This window comes from uncultured Parabacteroides sp., from assembly GCF_902493135.1.
GTDB lineage: Bacteria > Bacteroidota > Bacteroidia > Bacteroidales > Tannerellaceae > Parabacteroides.
This window is the reverse complement of record NZ_CABUOD010000008.1, coordinates 56978-73714: the sequence shown is the minus strand read 5'-3', so window position 1 is coordinate 73714 and position 16737 is coordinate 56978. Positions and strand designations below refer to the sequence as shown.

Here is a 16737-nt window from a genome sequence, read left to right as displayed (position 1 = left end):
CTAATCCGCCCGGCTCATAACCAACTTGCCATGCTTAAGTCCCTTTATCGTAGTCAACCGGTCCGACAGTTCAGTCAAACGGTAAGCCGTACCCATCACGGTCGCGATGTGCAGACAAAAATTCCGGTTCACATAATATTGGGAAGAAGACAGGATAACATCCTGATAATTTTGTTGGATATCGGCAATCCGGGAAGTAATCTCCTTTTTTACCTGATCATACATAAGGATAATCGTACCTGCCACGATATGGTTACACTGCCATTTCTTTTCAGCGACATTCTTCTCCACCAGAAAACGGATAGCCTGCGAACGATTGGCAAAACCATTCTCGCTCACATATTGGTCTAACGATTCCAGCAGGTTATCTTCCAATGAAACACCGAAACGCTTTAAAGACATATACAGCTCTTTTATTAAAAATTCGGGCATAAAGGTAGTATATTTTTTTTATATCAAAGAGTTGTATAAATGGTAAAAGTAGAATTTGAAAAAGTTTTTTTATTATGCTTTACATTATCTTTCCTTCCTACACCTGCATAAAAAATACTGCTGTTCATACGATATATTCCATGAATAAAACGCCTCCTCCCCCCTCAATCGCCCCAATGACTTATTGTAAAAAACATCTTCAAACGGCTTACAAACCTCTTGTCAAGTGTCTTCTGAATTATTATCTCCAAGACGAAAAAAGTAGTTATGGAAACGTTTTACTCATGAATTGCGCAGAAAATTTCCACGACGACCGTCTTCATCACCATGAAGTCAATGTTCATACATAGTGAACTCGGCAACCCGGAGTTGCAAAGACGGTCGTCAAGGCGATGAAGACGGTCGTCACGGAAATCTCCCGCCACCACCTCCGAAAAGAACCTTGTCTCCCTTGCCATATTTCCGTATCCTCCTTCATATTCTCTCAAATATTCGATTCTCCGAGAGTTAAACTTTTCCGGGATGTAAGGAATCATGGGGAATTAATTGACAAATGCAATGCTATTGGGGAAACCCCGGCAGCCGATCAGTCTATTATGTTAGAAAAAGGATCAAACAAGTAGAAAAAAGACAGATTGGAATTGCGATCGTTTTCTCTTGAAATAGAAAAAAGAGGGGTTATTGTAAAAATTTATGGGAGCAGACTTTTCACAAGCCCGCTCCCATTATAATCTAATCGTTCTAACTTAAAATATTACAGAATCAAATGTTTCTTAAAAGTTTCTGCCCATATCCCACCACAGACGAGTTCCGCCCGTATCAGGACCACCCAATAACTGAAGCAATTGTTCGTACTGCGTCGGATTGTCGCTGATCAATGCCTGCGGATAGAACAGACGGCGGATCATGATATCCGTATCGATCGTTCCACCACTATTATTGACAGCTACTTTAAACAGTTTCGGATATCCTGTACGTCTTTGTTCCGTCCAAGCTTCACAACCTTCCGGATAGATCGCCAGCCATTTTTGTGTAATGATCTTTTCCAGTTTTTGTTCGTTGGAAAGAGCGTTGTCCCACTTTGGCGTCACTTTGGAGACAGCAGCCACATCAAACTTCGCGTCGAATGCATCCTTATAATCGGCCGGAACTTTCTCGCTTGCCAGATAGTCGGAAACGTTATCAGCTCCCCACTGTGCAAAAGAAGTTTCGACACCTTTCTTATAATACTCGCCCGGATCGCCGGAAATATATCCACGAAGAGCCGCTTCGGCACGCAGGAACCAGATTTCGGCAGCCGTCATCAGAATAGCATCCGTGTTCTGGGCGACCGTACTGGCCGAATGGTCGCTATATTTTTTATGCGTGACTCCCGTTCCCTGGCGGACTCCCTTATAAGTTCCGGCAATATTGAATAAAGCTCCTTCAGAACCACCGGAAGCCGGAGTATAATATTTAGAAATACGCGGATCGTCATATCCTACCAGGAAAGATTCCATGCTTGCATTCATAAAGACTTCACCCCAACCCTTATTGATTTCCCCCAACGGGTTCGTGAATCCGCTTGTCGTAGCATTCACTGCAATTACGTCCGCCGGTTCTTCCAGTACGCCACCTTCATCAGACAACGCTTTTTTAACCTCTTCGGCAGCTTTAGACGGATCGACAACGGATAAACGGATAGCCAGGCGCAAACGCAAAGAATTGGCAAATTTGATCCAGTCGCCATAAGTCTGGTTCGGTGTCAGATAATCCGATTTCTTAAAAGGATTTTTATCCGGATTGGCCGCTACATACGAACGGATAGCCTCCAATGCTTCGTCCAGATCGGCAAAAAATGCATAATAAGCCGTTTTCATATCTTCCGGTTCGGAACCGGTACTTTCGCCGTAATTCGTATAGATCAGCGGTCCGTAGATATCGGCAATGCGATGCATCAGTTCCACCTTCAGGATTTTAGCGACACCCAGAAATTCAGGCCTGTCCGCATTCCTGCGTTCTGCATTCTTGGCTGCGGTCATTATATATCCATAAGTATAAGTCCAGTTGGAAGAAGTCCAGCCATCGTTCAAGTGATAGGTGGAGTTGTTGCTATTAAAACTACCGTTCATATCATGGAAATAACCGGAGAACATATCGGCTTCCAGATTCTGCATCGTCTGGAACGGCCAGTTCTTGCCACCACCCCAATCATAGTTGAAATAGATACCTTGTTCAACGATCGTAAGCGGCAAGGTGTAGTACATATAATCGTACGATTGCAGTTCCTCGTTAAAACCGTTTGTTTTCGTATTCTGCGATTCGAAGTCCTCCGTACAAGCCATCAGTCCGGCCACTCCTGCAATAAAGAACGCAGCTATATATTTATTGAATTTGCTTTTCATAATACTCTTTTTTTAGAATGAAACCTTCAGATTAAAACCTAAGCTCCGGGTAGTCGGCATACCGAACACATCCACACCCTGGTTGCCATTGCCACTGGACAAGCTGGCATCCGGATCGAACGGAGCATCTTTATAGAAGAAGAACAGGTTACGGGCAACAAATGAGAGTTGCACATCCTGGAACACTTTCGATTTCTCCATCAATTTTCTCGGGAACGTATAGCCTAAAGAAAGTTCACGCAAACGAACGTTTGTAGCATTATACATATAATATTCGGAACATCCGTTACGTCCGCCGACCCGACTATAGAAAGCTTCTATATTTTCTTTTTCAATACGTGTACCTTCCAAATCGATGAAACCGGCATTACGGGCATCGGCTGTAGCCTGTGTCACGCCTTTGGAATCCAGGTCAGCCTGTGTGATAGACAATACATCACCCCCAAAACGGCAGTCAACCAGGAAATACAAAGAGAAATCTTTATAAGTAAAGGTATTGCTCCATCCCAGCAAAGCATCCGGGTTTGAATTACCGACCTTCACATTATTACCGGTATTTACATTCGGCAAATTGTTTTCATCAAAAATGATCTTACCGGCTTCGTCGCGTTCGAAAGCATTTCCGTACAGGTCACCCAGCGAACCGCCTTCTTTAATACGCATCATATACATCATACTGAAGCCCTCGTCCCCATAAGCGAACGATTTCAGGTCCGGATGCAATTTCACTACTTTGTTCTTGTTGGTTGAGAAATTGAATGAAGACTTCCAACGGAAATCATTCGTCATAACCGGTGTGACGCCAACCGTTAGTTCCACACCTTCGTTCTGGATATTACCTGCATTTACGTAATAATATTTATACGGTGCACCTGCAAACGACGGCATCTTCAGCAACTGGTTCTTCGTATTTGTCTTATAGTAAGTGAAATCCAAATCCAAACGGTAATTGAAGAACTTCCATTCCGTACCGACTTCCCAGGATGTGCTCAATTCAGGTTTCAAGTTATCGAAAGCAGCCGCTTCGTTCACGATGATCTTACCGCCTGCACCAATCATATCGACAGGATTACTTACATACAGAGGAATATCGTTACCCACTTTAGACCAGGAGCCTCTCAGTTTACCGAAGTTGATCCATTCCGGCATATCGAGCGAATTATTCATGATCCATGACAAACCGACTGACGGATAAAAGAAACCTTTATTCTTATGTTTGGTGAATGCCAGTGTGGAAGACCAGTCGTTACGGGCCGTAACATCCAAATACAGGCTTTCTTTCCATCCCACCTGGGCTGTCGCGAATATAGACTGGAGCGTACGGCGCTGGTTGATGATCTCGTCACAGCCGGCCGATGTGTTCATATTGATATTGGCAACAGTAAATACGTTCGGATAATAGAGGGAAGCTGTCTTGGAATCCAAGCGTAACTCGTCTACCCGCGTACTGTTGATACTTGTACCTAAGGCTGCATTCAAAGACCAGTCGTTCCATTTCTTGTTAACCATAGCCATAACATCTCCGTACAACAACATTTCCGTATGGTTCAGGTCGATGTAGCGACCGTTCGTACCGGCGATATCGACCGAGGTCGTTGCATACATTTTTTGCTGGAACTTATCGTTCGTATAGTCCACATTCCCACGAGCCTGGATTTTCAGCCAGTCTGTAACTGTCACGGCCGCAGTCAATGAAGCCAACGCACGGTAACGCTTGTCGCGGCTTGTCACACGATTCACCAGCCAATAGGGGTTCTGCTCGAAACTGTTAATAGCCGTATGCCAATTCTGTACCGGCATATTCCGTTCGAAATCGATCGTTTCGTATTCATCTCTGTAGGGAGCTATATCCTCGCCACGTGGAAATCCGTACAACCCAACCAGTGGATTCATATAATAACCACCGGAGGTCGGGCGGTTCTTGATAGACTGCGTCATCAGATTGACGTTGGCATCGATATTCAGGCGATCGTCAAAGAACTGTGCCGTTTCACGGAAGTTCAGGTTATGCTTCTGCAGTTTGTTCTTTTCTACGATACCGCTTGCACTGGTATTTGCATAAGAGAAATAAGTCTGCAATTTATCGTTACCTCTTGTCAGTGACAACGAGTTGATAGCCGTTACCCCATTCTGGAAAAAATCGCCTGCATTATCATAATCTTTCAGGTTCCCATCTTTGCCCCAACTCTGGTCGTCCTTACGACCGTAATTGTTTTGGAATTCAGGAAGACTAATTGCATGATCGACCGTCAGGTTGGAAGAGAAAGTAACGCGCTGCAAACCAGCCTTACCTTTCTTTGTCGTGATCAGGATCACACCGTTGGCAGCCTGCGAACCGTAGAGGGCGGCAGCAGAAGCCCCTTTCAGGATACTCATGCTTTCGATATCGTCCGGGTTCAGGTTGGAGATACCGTCACCGGAGTCACGGTTACCACCGTTATTTTTACCTCCCATTGCGGAAGAGGCTTGTTCGCTGATCGAGTTCAACATCGGAACACCGTCGATCACATATAAAGGCTGGTTGTTTGCATCTGCATTGGCAGAGCGTACACCACGGATCGAAACCTTTGCCGAACCACCCAGACCGGATGAGTTCTTATTGATCTGCACACCGGCCGTCTTACCAGCCAATGCCGTAATCATGTTCGGATCTTTGGCACGTGTCAGTTCGTCACCTCCAACCTGCTGGCTTGAATAGGTTAAGGAAGCAGCTTTCTTCTTGATACCCATGGCAGTCACAACCACTTCATCTAACTTCTGCGTATCTTCGGACAAAGTCACATCGATAGTAGCCTGTCCGCCATATTTCAACTCCTGCGAATCGAATCCGATATAAGAAAATACCAATGTGGCATCGGCTGGAACATTGTCGAGCGTATATTTACCATCTATATCGGTAATCGTCCCGTTTGTCGTTCCCTTCACCAAGATATTAGCGCCGATAACCGGTTCGTTGTTCTTATCGACAACCACACCCGACACGCGTTTACCCTGTTGCTGCATGACAGTTTCTTTCTTATTCAGGATAATCTTTTTGTTAACAACGGTGTAAGCGATATCGCTATTACCGAACATTTTATTCAGTACATCAAAGATATTTTTTTCGTTTACACTGACAGAGACCTTCTTATTTATGTTGACCACGTTAGCATCATAGATAAAGGAGAAGTCCGTCTGATTCTCTACCGCTTCCAGCACGTTGGCAATCGTACTGTTCGACATTTCCAACGATAAAGTGGTATTCTGGGCATAGGAATTGTTTGCTACTGCAATGCCGAGACTCAAAAAAAGAAATACAACACTTAATCTCATAACTAATGGTATTTTTAGGAAAAAAGCGTAACTTTCCTTTCCTATAATTTCTAAGGTTACAATTTTATTCATATTTTTGTGATGCTTATTATTTATAATAAAGTTATTTGTGAGCTGCGTCAACAGCTTTTTAGACTTTTCATGCGGGGGAATGCGTCAACATTCTTCCGTATGTTTTTTTAATTCCTCTTATGTCTTCATGGGCAATCCGATTTAAAATGGTTATACACTCTATTTTTTATTTTGATATTTCTATTACTGATATTTGCAACGTATTGTCGGTATTCATCACCGGCTTCTGTATCTTATACTTAATACCGGAAGCGAGTTTGAGATATTCCATAACCTGCGGCAACTGCTCATCCTTGAAACGCGCCGTGATAACCGAATTCAGCACATCGTTATCCTTCACGTCAAACCTGACATTGTAATGGCGGCTCAACATCTTTAAAACCTGTCGCATCGAATGGTTACGGAAAATGACTTCACCGTTTATCCAGGCCGTGTCGTAATCCGTATTGACAGAAGTAATATTCAGTTTGCAGGTCGATTTCGAAAATTCGGCTCTTTCATCCGGCTTTAAAAGCTGGGAAACCGTTTTGCCGTTTTTCTGATTAATATTCAGTTTTACAGACCCTTCCACCAATGTGGTCCCGATCACCTCATCATCCCGGTAAGCCGACACATCGAAAGTGGTTCCTAAAACTTCTATCGAATAGGCCGGATCGACTTTTACGATGAAAGGCTTTTCCGGATCTTTCGTTACTTCAAAATAGCCTTGTCCGGTCAATTCCACCTGGCGACTTTCGGACCAGAAGTTCTGCGGATAGGTCAGTGTACTTCCTGCATTCAGCCAAACTTTCGTGCCGTCAGGCAGTTCAAAGCGGGAAACCACTCCGGGATTGGTGCGCACTTCAACCATGCGCACCCTTTCACGTCCTAACTGCATAAACATATATGCAGATAAAATCAATACCGGAATGAACAACACTGCTGCTACTTTTTGCAATAAAGACAAATTCCTATACAACCTAACTTTTTTATTTTGTTTACGTACTTTCGATTTAAAACGGACAAGCGCCATTTCAGGGTCTACAGACTGCATGACATGCAGGCGATCCGTTACTTGTAACGTGAAATATAACTGCTCGAGCACCTTTTCATTTGCGGGCGACTCCGCCAGCCAGGCTTCAACCTCGGCTTGTTCGCTCTTAGTCTGTGTCTCGTCCAGATACTTGATTAATATGTTTTCGTCTATTGTCATCTTTTTTCCTGTTTCTATAACTAATACAATCCAGAAAAAGGATGTACTAAACGAAAAAGCGATTTCTTTTCAAGAATTTATAAAATCTTTTTCATCATCTCATCTGTTATATTAATAATCAGTTAGTTATAAAGTTAAGCATATGAAAAAAATAGTTTTACTTCGCCACGGCGAAAGTGTTTGGAACAAAGAAAACCGTTTTACGGGATGGACAGATGTTGATCTTACCAAAAAAGGCGTAGAGGAAGCGACAAAGGCCGGTGATTTATTGAAAGAAAAAGGATTCAAATTTGACAAAGCGTACACATCTTATCTGAAACGTGCTGTTAAAACATTAAATTGCGTTCTGGACCGGATGGATCAGGATTGGATTCCGGTAGAAAAGAGTTGGCGGCTGAATGAAAAGCATTATGGCTCGTTACAAGGACTGAATAAAAGCGAGACGGCTGAAAAATATGGAGACGAACAAGTACTGATCTGGCGCAGAAGTTATGATATCGCCCCTCAACCTCTGAAAGAAGACGATCCGCGCAATCCGCGTTTCGAACTCCGTTATAAAGATGTACCCGATAGCGAACTCCCCCGTACCGAATCATTGAAAGATACGGTGGAACGAATTTTGCCATATTGGAAAGAAGTGATCTTCCCTTCGCTCGAAACATCCGACGAGATATTGGTAGCCGCTCACGGGAACAGCCTGCGTGGGATTATCAAATATCTGAAAAATATCCCGGACGACGAGATCGTACATCTTAACCTGCCGACAGCCGTGCCGTACGTATTTGAATTTGACGATAATATGAATCTTGTGAACGATTATTTTCTCGGTGATCCGGAAGAAATTAAAAAATTAATGGATGCAGTAGCTAATCAAGGAAAGAAAGATAAAAAATAAAGCCAGGGAGTATTTGTTCTATTTTGAATAAGAATCGCTCTTTATTCAAAATAATTCATTAAGTTTGCAATAAAAAAGAACCTGGTGGTCTACGAAAACGAAGAAACTATACACAAATTAAATAGCGGTGACGAACAAATGTTCGACACCGTTTATAAACAATATTATAGGGGGCTATGTGCCTTTGCCTCTCAATACGTAGCAGAATCCGAATGTGAAGAAATTGTACAGGATGTTATGATGTGGGTATGGGAAAACCATACCCTTTTAAATCCGGAAATGTCCCTGAAATCCCTGTTGTTTACGATGGTTAAAAACCGCTGCCTGAATAATATAACCCACAATCAAATCAAACAACAAGTCAGGGAAAAATTATATGATAAATTCAAAGATCAGTTTGAAGATCCGGACTTTTATCTGGAAGGAGAATTGATCGCTTTGGTTACCAAAGCGATCCGGGAGCTCCCGGAGGACTATAGACAAGCGTTCGAACTGAACCGTTTCCACCATCTTACTTATAATGAGATCGCCGACCGGACAGGTGTTTCTCCTAAAACTATTGCATACCGTATCTGCCAATCCCTGAAAATACTCCGTACGGAACTAAAAGACTATATGCCGCTACTGCTTTGGCTGCTTTATAAATAGGTGATCTGCTCGAAGCGCATATTTGGTGTTTACAACTGCAAATATAAAAAATCATGATTTATGGCTGATGAATTATGGATTTCAATTACATTTGCCATATCATTGAAATAAGTATTTGGAGATGAAAATTATCACATACAATGTAAACGGCCTGCGTGCCGCCGTAGGAAAAGGATTGCCCGAATGGCTGGCACAAGAACAGCCCGACGTGCTTTGTCTGCAGGAAACCAAGTTGCAACCGGACCAATACCCGGCCGAAGTATTCGAGTCGCTCGGCTACAAAGCGTGGCTTTTCAGTGCGCAGAAGAAAGGTTATAGCGGGGTTGCGATCCTGAGCCGCCGCGAACCGGACCACGTGGAATATGGGATGGGGATCGAAAAGTACGATAACGAGGGCCGTTTCATCCGGGCCGATTTCGGGGATCTGTCGGTGATCAGCGTTTACCACCCTTCGGGTACGAGCGGCGACGAGCGTCAGGCATTCAAGATGGAATGGTTGGAAGATTTCCAGAACTATGTGGTGGAGTTGCAAAAGTCGCGTCCGAAGTTGGTTTTATGCGGGGATTACAACATCTGCCACGAGCCGATCGATATCCATGACCCGATACGCAATGCGACGAACAGCGGTTTCCTTCCGGAAGAGCGGGAATGGATGACTCGTTTCCTGGATGCCGGCTACATCGATACTTTCCGCCTCCTCAACCCGGACAAACAAGAATATACCTGGTGGAGTTACCGTTTCAGCGCCCGGGCCAAAAACAAGGGCTGGCGCATCGACTATTGCATGGTCAGCGAACCTATGAAAGGACAGGTGGAAAAAGCGTATATCTTAAATGAGGCCGTCCATTCGGATCATTGTCCGGCGGTGATCGAGGTGTCGTAAATTAAATTCCTCACCGCCTCCTGGTAATCCGCCAGCCGGGAGCTTTTCAGGACTTTTTTCCGGAGCCGTTTCTCTGCATACGGCAGCAGATAGTCCCAAAGAGTCTTCATCTTGTCAAGTATCTGATGTTCGCCTCCCTCCAGACGGGAAGAATAGCCCGCTATTAGTAAGGCATGGAAAGCGGACAGCTTTTCCTTCTTCTCCTGGGCAGTAAGCGGGATACCGGATATATATTCCGTTGCCAACCAAGGAGAAGACAGCAGACCGCGTCCGAGCATGATCCCCTTCAAACGGGGGAAGCGTCCGACTAACGAACGAATATCCGGCAAAGTCCGGATATCGCCATTATAAAAAAGCGGAAGCGTGCATGAATCGTAAAACCGGGAGAAAGCCTTCTGATCCGCCTCTCCTTTATATTGCTGCGTGCCGATCCGGGGATGCAGCGTGAGATGCGTGAGGGGCAGCCCGTTCAGAAAAGGAAGAAGCGCCTGCGCCTCATCCGATGAATCCCAGCCTAACCGCAGTTTGACCGAGAACTGTATCTCCGGAAACTCAAAGATCGTTTCCAACAACGCTTTCACCTCATCCGGATAAGGCAGGATACCCGCTCCCCGATGTTGTCGTGCCTGCATAGGGAAAGGACAACCTAAATTAATATCGGCACGCCGATAGCCCGACTCACGAAACAAACCGGCAATCCGGCGGAACTCTTCGGGCGAGGCTGCGATCATCTGGGGAACGAGTGAGGCGGATGTATTTGCTTCCGGTGCAAGATCCCGCAGCTCCTTATTACGGAAGCCCCCCTTTTCGAGACGGACAAACGGAGTGTAATAAGTCTCGACTCCCCCGAATATTTGTGCATGCGCTTCCCTGTAAACCGAGTCGGTATAACCCTGCAAAGGGGCGAAATGAATGACATACGGTTCCATCATTCCGGAAACATTTCAGTGAAGAGTGAATGAAGACGTGTTTTGGCCGTTTCGAAATCCTGCTCCGCCCCCAACTCTTTCTCAAGCGAGGTAACCCCTTTATCTTTAAAGCCGCAAGGATTGATCAGGGAGAAGTAATTCAAGTCCGTATTTATATTCAAAGCAAAGCCGTGCATGGTGACGAAACGGCTGCTTTTCACACCGATCGCACAAATCTTACGGGCTTTTCCCGGTACATCGGGATCGATCCACACACCTGTAGCTCCCGCGAGCCGCTCCCCTTTAATACCATAAAGAGCTAAAAAACGGATAATCGTTTCTTCCAGCCTGTCGATGTATTGCTTGAGCCCCAACTTCCAGGCATCCAGGTCGAAGACCGGATATCCGGTGATTTGTCCCGGCCCGTGATACGTGATATCCCCTCCCCGGTTGATATGGTAGAAAGAAATGCCCCGTTGCACGAGCAGTTCTTCCGGAATCAGCAGGTTGGCATCTTTGCCACTCTTCCCGATCGTCAGTACCGGCTGGTGTTCGCAGAAGAACAACCGGTTTTCCCCGGTCATGCCTTGTGCTTTCGCTTCCAAAAGGGCATTGAAAGCAGCCGTCTGGCGTTCCAAGGCCTTCTCATATTCGATACGTCCGAGGTCGTGATATATAAAATGACTCATATGATTATCGTTCTTTTGTGAATATTCTTTTCCATCAGACGAACCGTCGTGCCGGATTCCGCCCGGAGCTTCTTCCGTTTACGCACTTTCCTGCTACCTGATTCAGGGTCGGGCTCACCGCTGCCATACCCCATTTCGATCTTAAGCAGTTTTCCCATCAACGACATGATCTTCGTCTGCCGCTTCAGCATATAAGGAGAAGGTTTTGCCGAATTGAACTTGCGGGGATTCGGCAAGGTCGCGGCGATCAGAGCCGCTTCGGCCTTCGTCAATTTATAGGCCGGCATTTTGAAATGGGCTTGTGCGACTGCTTCGGCGCCATAGATGCCGTCTCCCATTTCGATCGAGTTCAGATAGACTTCCATGATGCGTTCTTTCCCCCAGATCCATTCGATCAGGACGGTAAAATAAGCCTCGATGCCTTTGCGCAAATAGGTCCTTCCGGGCCATAGGAACACGTTCTTAGCGGTCTGTTGCGAAATCGTGCTCGCCCCGCGTACGCGTTTGCCTTTCTCGGCATCGGCACGGGCTTTCTGAATCTGCGTCATATCGAAACCGTGATGGTCGAGAAAAAGATTGTCTTCCGAAGCCACGACCGCCTGTGCCAATGGCTGGGCGATCTTTTTCATCGGTACCCATTTGTGTTCCAGCTTGAAGGGCTTACCGTCCTGGAACTGTTCGTACATCCGGATGAACATCAGCGGAGTGTAGTAAACAGGAATGAACTTATATGCCACCACAGCCAACAAACTGGAAACAAACAGGAACAGCAACAGGTTCCGGCTTCCTATCAGTATTTTTTTCAGTATGCGCATCGATTCTTGTCTTTTCGAACGCAAACTTACGGATTTATTTCCAATATTGTTCCATCTGCTCCAGTGTCTTGCCCTTTGTTTCGGGAACGAATTTCCAGATAAACAGGGCGGCCAACATCCCCATGACACCATAAACCCAGTAGGCCATGCCATGATTGAACGTATCAGTCAGATACTGGTTCTTATCGAGCATCGGGAAAGTCCAGGAGACAAGAAAATTGGCTATCCATTGCCCCGCAACGGCAATACTCATCACCGTCGAGCGGATCGTATTCGGGAAAATCTCCGCCAGCAATACCCAGCAGACCGGCCCCCACGACATCGCGAAACCTGCCGTGTACACCAGCATGCAAACCAGCGAGCCGATACCGACGGAATGCGTATAGAAAGTCGTCCCCAGGATCATCATCGAGACAGCCATGACCAATGCCCCGATAATCATCAGCGGGCGACGTCCGAACCGGTCGACCGTGAAGATAGCCAGCACGGTAAAGGAAAGGTTCACGGCTCCCACCACGATCTGTTGCAACAAGGCGGCATCGGTAGCGGCCCCCATTGTCTTAAAGATCTCCGGCGCATAATACAACACGACGTTGATCCCGACAAACTGCTGGAAACCGGACAACATGACCCCGACAAATATGATCAGTATGCCGAACGAACGCACCGGGAAGACCAACGATACAAAAAAGCTGCCGATCAAAGCGATCTCCAAAGCACTCGTATTGCCGGCCAGTTCCAACGCCCCGTACAAAAGCAGAAACAGCACCAGCCACATCCCCATAAACAGGAAATAGGGACGCATGGAGGGTTCCTGCTTCCTGAAACTCTCTTTTATTTCCGCCAGTTCAGGTGCCGCTTTTTCTTTTCCCATCAAACGGTCCAATACCGACAGGGCCTTATCCGTTTTGCCACGCATCACCAAATAACGGGGCGTTTCCGGCACAAACATCAGAAGGACCAGGAAGAGCAAAGCCGGGATGATCTCGGACGCGAACATCCAACGCCAGCCGATCGCATGCAACCAGGCGGCATCTCCCTGCAACGCGATACTGTAATTCACAAAATAGACGACAAGCATACCGAAAATGATCGCAAACTGGTTCCACGACACCAAGTTTCCCCGTTTCTCCGCCGGCGCCATCTCGGCAATATACATCGGGGAAACCATAGAAGCCAAACCGACTCCTACCCCTCCGACAATCCGGTAACACACAAAAAGGTACATGTACGTATGGTTACCGCTACCGGGCAGCCCGACAAACAACTCCGGCCATGCCGAACCGATTGCGGACAACAAGAACAGGATGGCAGCCAGCACAAGTGTAGGTTTCCGTCCATACCGCTGGCTGATCCAGCCGGCAAAAGAAGCGCCTAAGATACAACCGATCAGGGCACTGCTCACAACGAACCCTTCAAGCGCATTTGCCTGATCCAATGGTAATCCGACAGGTTCGATAAAGAATTTACGCAGCGATTCGACCGTCCCGGATATCACTGCCGTATCATATCCGAATAATAATCCCCCCAATGTCGCAACAAGGGTAATGCCAAAAATATAATTGTTGTTGTTTTTCATAATAAAAAACACAAAGGATATGTGCCATCAACACCTGGTTCTTTTCTGGCACATATCCTTTATTACATTTTAAATATACTGATTTATAATCATCTCATACAACTCCTGTTTTCCGCTGATCTGCTTCGGTTCGCCACCGGCAAGGGCGATCGTGCGCAAGTCTTCGAGAAGGAGTTTTCCTTCTTCGAACTTCTTGCCTTCACCCTGGTCGAAGCTGGCGTAACGTTCGGCACGCATTTTCTTGTAATCGGAATGTTCCAGGATATCGGCGGCGGCCATCAAAGCACGGGCAAAAGAATCCATACCGCTGATATGGGCCAGGAAGATATCATCCAGATCGGTCGAGTTACGGCGTGTCTTGGCATCGAAGTTCGTCCCTCCGGTAGTCAGGCCGCCCGCTTCGAGGATAACCAGCCAAGCCTGTGTCAGTTCGTAGATGTCAACCGGGAACTGGTCCGTATCCCAACCATTCTGATAATCGCCGCGGTTGGCATCGATGCTACACAACATACCGGCATCGGCGGCAGCCTGAAGTTCATGTTCGAAAGTATGTCCGGCCAATGTGGCATGGTTCACTTCGATATTGATGGCAAAATCCTTGTCAAGGCCATAATGACGCAAGAAACCGATAACCGTTTCCGTATCCACGTCATATTGATGTTTGGTCGGTTCCATCGGTTTAGGCTCTACCAGGAAAGTACCTTTGAACCCGTTCTTGCGGGCATAGTCGCGTGCCATCGTCAACATCATGGCAAGATGTTCCTTTTCGCGCTTCATGTTGGTGTTCAGCAAGCTCATATACCCTTCACGTCCGCCCCAGAACACATAGTTTTCACCGCCTAAGGCTATACAAGCATCGATCGCGTTCTTGATCTGCGTGCCGGCACAAGCGACAGCAGGGAAATAAGGATTGGTGGCAGCCCCGTTCATATAACGTTTATGCCCGAACACATTGGCGGTAGACCACAACAACTTCTTCCCGGTCGCTTCCTGGTGTTGTTTGGCATACTCGACCATCGTGTGCAGGTCCTTTTCGAATTCGGCCAATGTCGGCGCTTCATCCACAACATCCACATCGTGGAAACAATAGTAAGGGATGTTACATTTCGTCATAAACTCGAAAGCGGCATCCATTTTATACTTGGCACGGGAAATACGGTCCGCAGCAGCATTCCAGGGAAATGTTTTCGTTCCGCCCCCGAACTGGTCGGCACCTTCCGCGCACAATGTATGCCAATAGGCCATAGCGAAACGCAGGTGGTCTTTCAGCGTCTTGCCCATTACGACCTTGTTTTCATCATAGTAATGAAAAGCCATCGGATTCTTCGACTCGCGTCCTTCAAACTCTATTTTTCCTATTCCCGGAAAAAATTCTTTTTCACCTTTAAAGTAATTCATGATAATAAGTATTTAATTGATTATACAATTCTTTCGTTCATTACGCCAATGCTTTCTCCAGCCGTTCTTTCCAGACCTCGAAAGCCCCGCAGTACTTGTCCGCTTTCAGCCCGTCCGGCTCTATCACATCGATCTTTTTCAAGGAAGCAAACGCCTCTTCGGCAGACGTATAGATACCGGCACCGATCCCGGCACCTTTGGCGGCCCCGACAGCCCCGTTCGTGTCGTAAAGCTCGATCACCGTCCCCGTCACGCCTGCCAGCGCATCCCGGAAAATCGGGCTTAGGAACAGGTTGGCATTACCGGCACGGATCACCTCGATATCGATTCCCATCTCATTCATGATATCCATGCCGTACTTGAAAGAGAAGACGATCCCTTCCTGTGCGGCACGAGCGATATGGGCTTTGTTGTGGATGTTGAAATTCAGCCCGTAAATGGAGCAGTCCACCTGCTTGTTCTGCAACATGCGCTCCGCGCCGTTTCCGAAAGGCAGGATCGACAGGCCTTCCGAGCCGATAGGTACGGTTGCCCCCAGTTCGTTCAAGGCAGGGTAGTTGATACCTTCCGGAGCCACATTCCGCTTCACCCACGAATTGAGGATTCCGACCCCGTTGATGCACAGAAGGACACCCAAACGCGTCTGTTCTGCCGAATGGTTCACATGCGCAAACGTATTCACACGGGACAGCGTGTCGTAGTTCACCTTGCCGTTCACACCATACACAACCCCCGACGTACCGCCCGTAGCAGCTATCTCACCCGGATTCAGGACATTCAGCGACAACGCATTGTTCGGCTGGTCGCCAGCCCGGTAGGTAACCGGCGTACCCTTCTTCAAACCCAACTCCGAAGCGACCGATCCGAGCAATTCCCCTTGCACGCCGAAGGTCGGACGGATATCCGGAATCAGCTCCTTGCTGAACCCGAAATAGTCCATCAGGTCTTCGGAAACGCTATTATTCCGGAAATCCCAGAAGATTCCTTCCGAAAGCCCCGAAACAGTCGTGACGATATCGCCCGTCATGCGCATGGCGATAAAGTCGCCCGGCAACATGAATTTATGTACCTGCCCGAATATCTGCGGTTCGGACTCCTTCACCCATGCCAGTTTGGAAGCCGTAAAGTTTCCGGGGGAGTTCAGCAGATGCGCCAGGCATTGCCTTTCGCCGATCGCCTTGAAAGCGTATTCGCCATAGATCACCGCACGGCTGTCGCACCAGATAATGGACGGACGCAACACCTGCATCTTCTTGTCCACCAGCACAAGCCCGTGCATCTGATACGAGATGCCGATCGCCTCTATCTCCGTCCCCTTGATGCCAGCCTTCGCAATCGCGCCTTTTATCGCTTCTTTCAGATACATCCACCAGTCATCCGGATTCTGCTCTGCCCATCCGGGACGTACGGCTTTAATCGCCGCCTCTTCTTTCGGATAAAAATCGGAGGCAAGCGTCAGCCCCGTATCCTTATCGACAATCGAAGCCTTCACCGAAGAGCTTCCGATATCACAACCTAATAAACACATAC

Annotated in this window: 14 protein-coding genes; 3 read left to right on the top strand and 11 right to left on the bottom strand. The window is 47.0% G+C overall.

Going from position 1 to position 16737, the window contains the following annotated elements; translation table 11 throughout:
• The 5 genes from nikR to RDN79_RS05410 all read right to left on the bottom strand — a co-directional run bounded on the left by nikR (position 1) and on the right by RDN79_RS05410 (position 7392).
• Entirely contained in the window at positions 1–402 is a 402-nt protein-coding gene (gene nikR, locus RDN79_RS05430) for a nickel-responsive transcriptional regulator NikR (RefSeq protein ID WP_186930412.1), read from the bottom strand.
• Positions 403–710: 308 nt separating this feature from the next.
• The gene (locus tag RDN79_RS05425) at positions 711–890 is read right to left on the bottom strand and encodes a hypothetical protein (protein ID WP_298554735.1); all 180 of its coding nucleotides are present in this window, start codon (positions 888–890) and stop codon (positions 711–713) included.
• A gap of 315 nt (positions 891–1205) precedes the next feature.
• On the bottom strand, positions 1206–2816 hold the full coding sequence (locus RDN79_RS05420) for a SusD/RagB family nutrient-binding outer membrane lipoprotein (protein WP_298554737.1): 1611 nt from the start codon (positions 2814–2816) through the stop codon (positions 1206–1208).
• A gap of 12 nt (positions 2817–2828) precedes the next feature.
• On the bottom strand, positions 2829–6128 hold the full coding sequence (locus RDN79_RS05415; RefSeq protein ID WP_298554739.1) for a TonB-dependent receptor: 3300 nt from the start codon (positions 6126–6128) through the stop codon (positions 2829–2831).
• 238 nt (positions 6129–6366) lie between these two features.
• The gene (locus RDN79_RS05410) at positions 6367–7392 is read right to left on the bottom strand and encodes a FecR family protein (RefSeq protein WP_298554742.1); all 1026 of its coding nucleotides are present in this window, start codon (positions 7390–7392) and stop codon (positions 6367–6369) included.
• Between the two features lie 142 nt (positions 7393–7534).
• Here RDN79_RS05410 and gpmA point away from each other — a divergent pair, with 142 nt between their 5' ends.
• The 3 genes from gpmA to RDN79_RS05395 all read left to right on the top strand — a co-directional run bounded on the left by gpmA (position 7535) and on the right by RDN79_RS05395 (position 9818).
• Complete coding sequence (gene gpmA / locus RDN79_RS05405; RefSeq protein ID WP_298554744.1) at positions 7535–8287, top strand: 2,3-diphosphoglycerate-dependent phosphoglycerate mutase; 753 nt, start codon at positions 7535–7537, stop codon at positions 8285–8287.
• 84 nt (positions 8288–8371) lie between these two features.
• A complete protein-coding gene (locus RDN79_RS05400) occupies positions 8372–8935 on the top strand; it encodes an RNA polymerase sigma-70 factor (protein ID WP_298554746.1) in 564 nt (187 codons plus the stop codon).
• Between the two features lie 121 nt (positions 8936–9056).
• Positions 9057–9818 (top strand): exodeoxyribonuclease III, encoded by a 762-nt coding sequence (locus RDN79_RS05395; RefSeq protein WP_298554748.1) that lies wholly within the window; start codon positions 9057–9059, stop codon positions 9816–9818.
• Here RDN79_RS05395 and RDN79_RS05390 read toward each other — a convergent pair.
• The 6 genes from RDN79_RS05390 to RDN79_RS05365 form a co-directional block, all read right to left on the bottom strand.
• The gene (locus tag RDN79_RS05390) at positions 9788–10750 is read right to left on the bottom strand and encodes a tRNA-dihydrouridine synthase family protein (protein WP_298554751.1); all 963 of its coding nucleotides are present in this window, start codon (positions 10748–10750) and stop codon (positions 9788–9790) included. The genes RDN79_RS05395 and RDN79_RS05390 overlap by 31 nt on opposite strands.
• On the bottom strand, positions 10747–11415 hold the full coding sequence (gene lipB, locus RDN79_RS05385; protein WP_298554754.1) for a lipoyl(octanoyl) transferase LipB: 669 nt from the start codon (positions 11413–11415) through the stop codon (positions 10747–10749). The genes RDN79_RS05390 and lipB overlap by 4 nt, the downstream gene beginning before the upstream one ends.
• The gene (gene mtgA / locus RDN79_RS05380) at positions 11412–12230 is read right to left on the bottom strand and encodes a monofunctional biosynthetic peptidoglycan transglycosylase (protein ID WP_298554757.1); all 819 of its coding nucleotides are present in this window, start codon (positions 12228–12230) and stop codon (positions 11412–11414) included. Before mtgA ends, lipB begins: the two co-directional genes overlap by 4 nt.
• Before the next feature lie 34 nt (positions 12231–12264).
• Entirely contained in the window at positions 12265–13809 is a 1545-nt protein-coding gene (xylE, locus tag RDN79_RS05375; protein WP_298554760.1) for a D-xylose transporter XylE, read from the bottom strand.
• 69 nt (positions 13810–13878) lie between these two features.
• Positions 13879–15207: a xylose isomerase gene (xylA, locus tag RDN79_RS05370; RefSeq protein ID WP_298554763.1), complete on the bottom strand. Its 1329-nt coding sequence runs from the start codon at positions 15205–15207 to the stop codon at positions 13879–13881.
• A 40-nt stretch (positions 15208–15247) separates the two neighbouring features.
• On the bottom strand, positions 15248–16735 hold the full coding sequence (locus RDN79_RS05365) for a xylulokinase (protein WP_298554766.1): 1488 nt from the start codon (positions 16733–16735) through the stop codon (positions 15248–15250).
• Positions 16736–16737: the final 2 nt, after the last annotated feature.

Bases quoted from the DNA above. Each gene is read 5' to 3' on its own strand.
- nikR (WP_186930412.1), bottom strand. From the start codon at position 402: ATGTCTTTAAAGCGTTTCGGTGTTTCATTGGAAGATAACCTGCTGGAA.
- RDN79_RS05425 (WP_298554735.1), bottom strand. From the start codon at position 890: ATGGCAAGGGAGACAAGGTTCTTTTCGGAGGTGGTGGCGGGAGATTTC.
- RDN79_RS05420 (WP_298554737.1), bottom strand. From the start codon at position 2,816: ATGAAAAGCAAATTCAATAAATATATAGCTGCGTTCTTTATTGCAGGA.
- RDN79_RS05415 (WP_298554739.1), bottom strand. From the start codon at position 6,128: ATGAGATTAAGTGTTGTATTTCTTTTTTTGAGTCTCGGCATTGCAGTA.
- RDN79_RS05410 (WP_298554742.1), bottom strand. From the start codon at position 7,392: ATGACAATAGACGAAAACATATTAATCAAGTATCTGGACGAGACACAG.
- gpmA (WP_298554744.1), top strand. From the start codon at position 7,535: ATGAAAAAAATAGTTTTACTTCGCCACGGCGAAAGTGTTTGGAACAAA.
- RDN79_RS05395 (WP_298554748.1), top strand. From the start codon at position 9,057: ATGAAAATTATCACATACAATGTAAACGGCCTGCGTGCCGCCGTAGGA.
- RDN79_RS05390 (WP_298554751.1), bottom strand. From the start codon at position 10,750: ATGATGGAACCGTATGTCATTCATTTCGCCCCTTTGCAGGGTTATACC.
- lipB (WP_298554754.1), bottom strand. From the start codon at position 11,415: ATGAGTCATTTTATATATCACGACCTCGGACGTATCGAATATGAGAAG.
- mtgA (WP_298554757.1), bottom strand. From the start codon at position 12,230: ATGCGCATACTGAAAAAAATACTGATAGGAAGCCGGAACCTGTTGCTG.
- xylE (WP_298554760.1), bottom strand. From the start codon at position 13,809: ATGAAAAACAACAACAATTATATTTTTGGCATTACCCTTGTTGCGACA.
- xylA (WP_298554763.1), bottom strand. From the start codon at position 15,207: ATGAATTACTTTAAAGGTGAAAAAGAATTTTTTCCGGGAATAGGAAAA.
- RDN79_RS05365 (WP_298554766.1), bottom strand. From the start codon at position 16,735: ATGTGTTTATTAGGTTGTGATATCGGAAGCTCTTCGGTGAAGGCTTCG.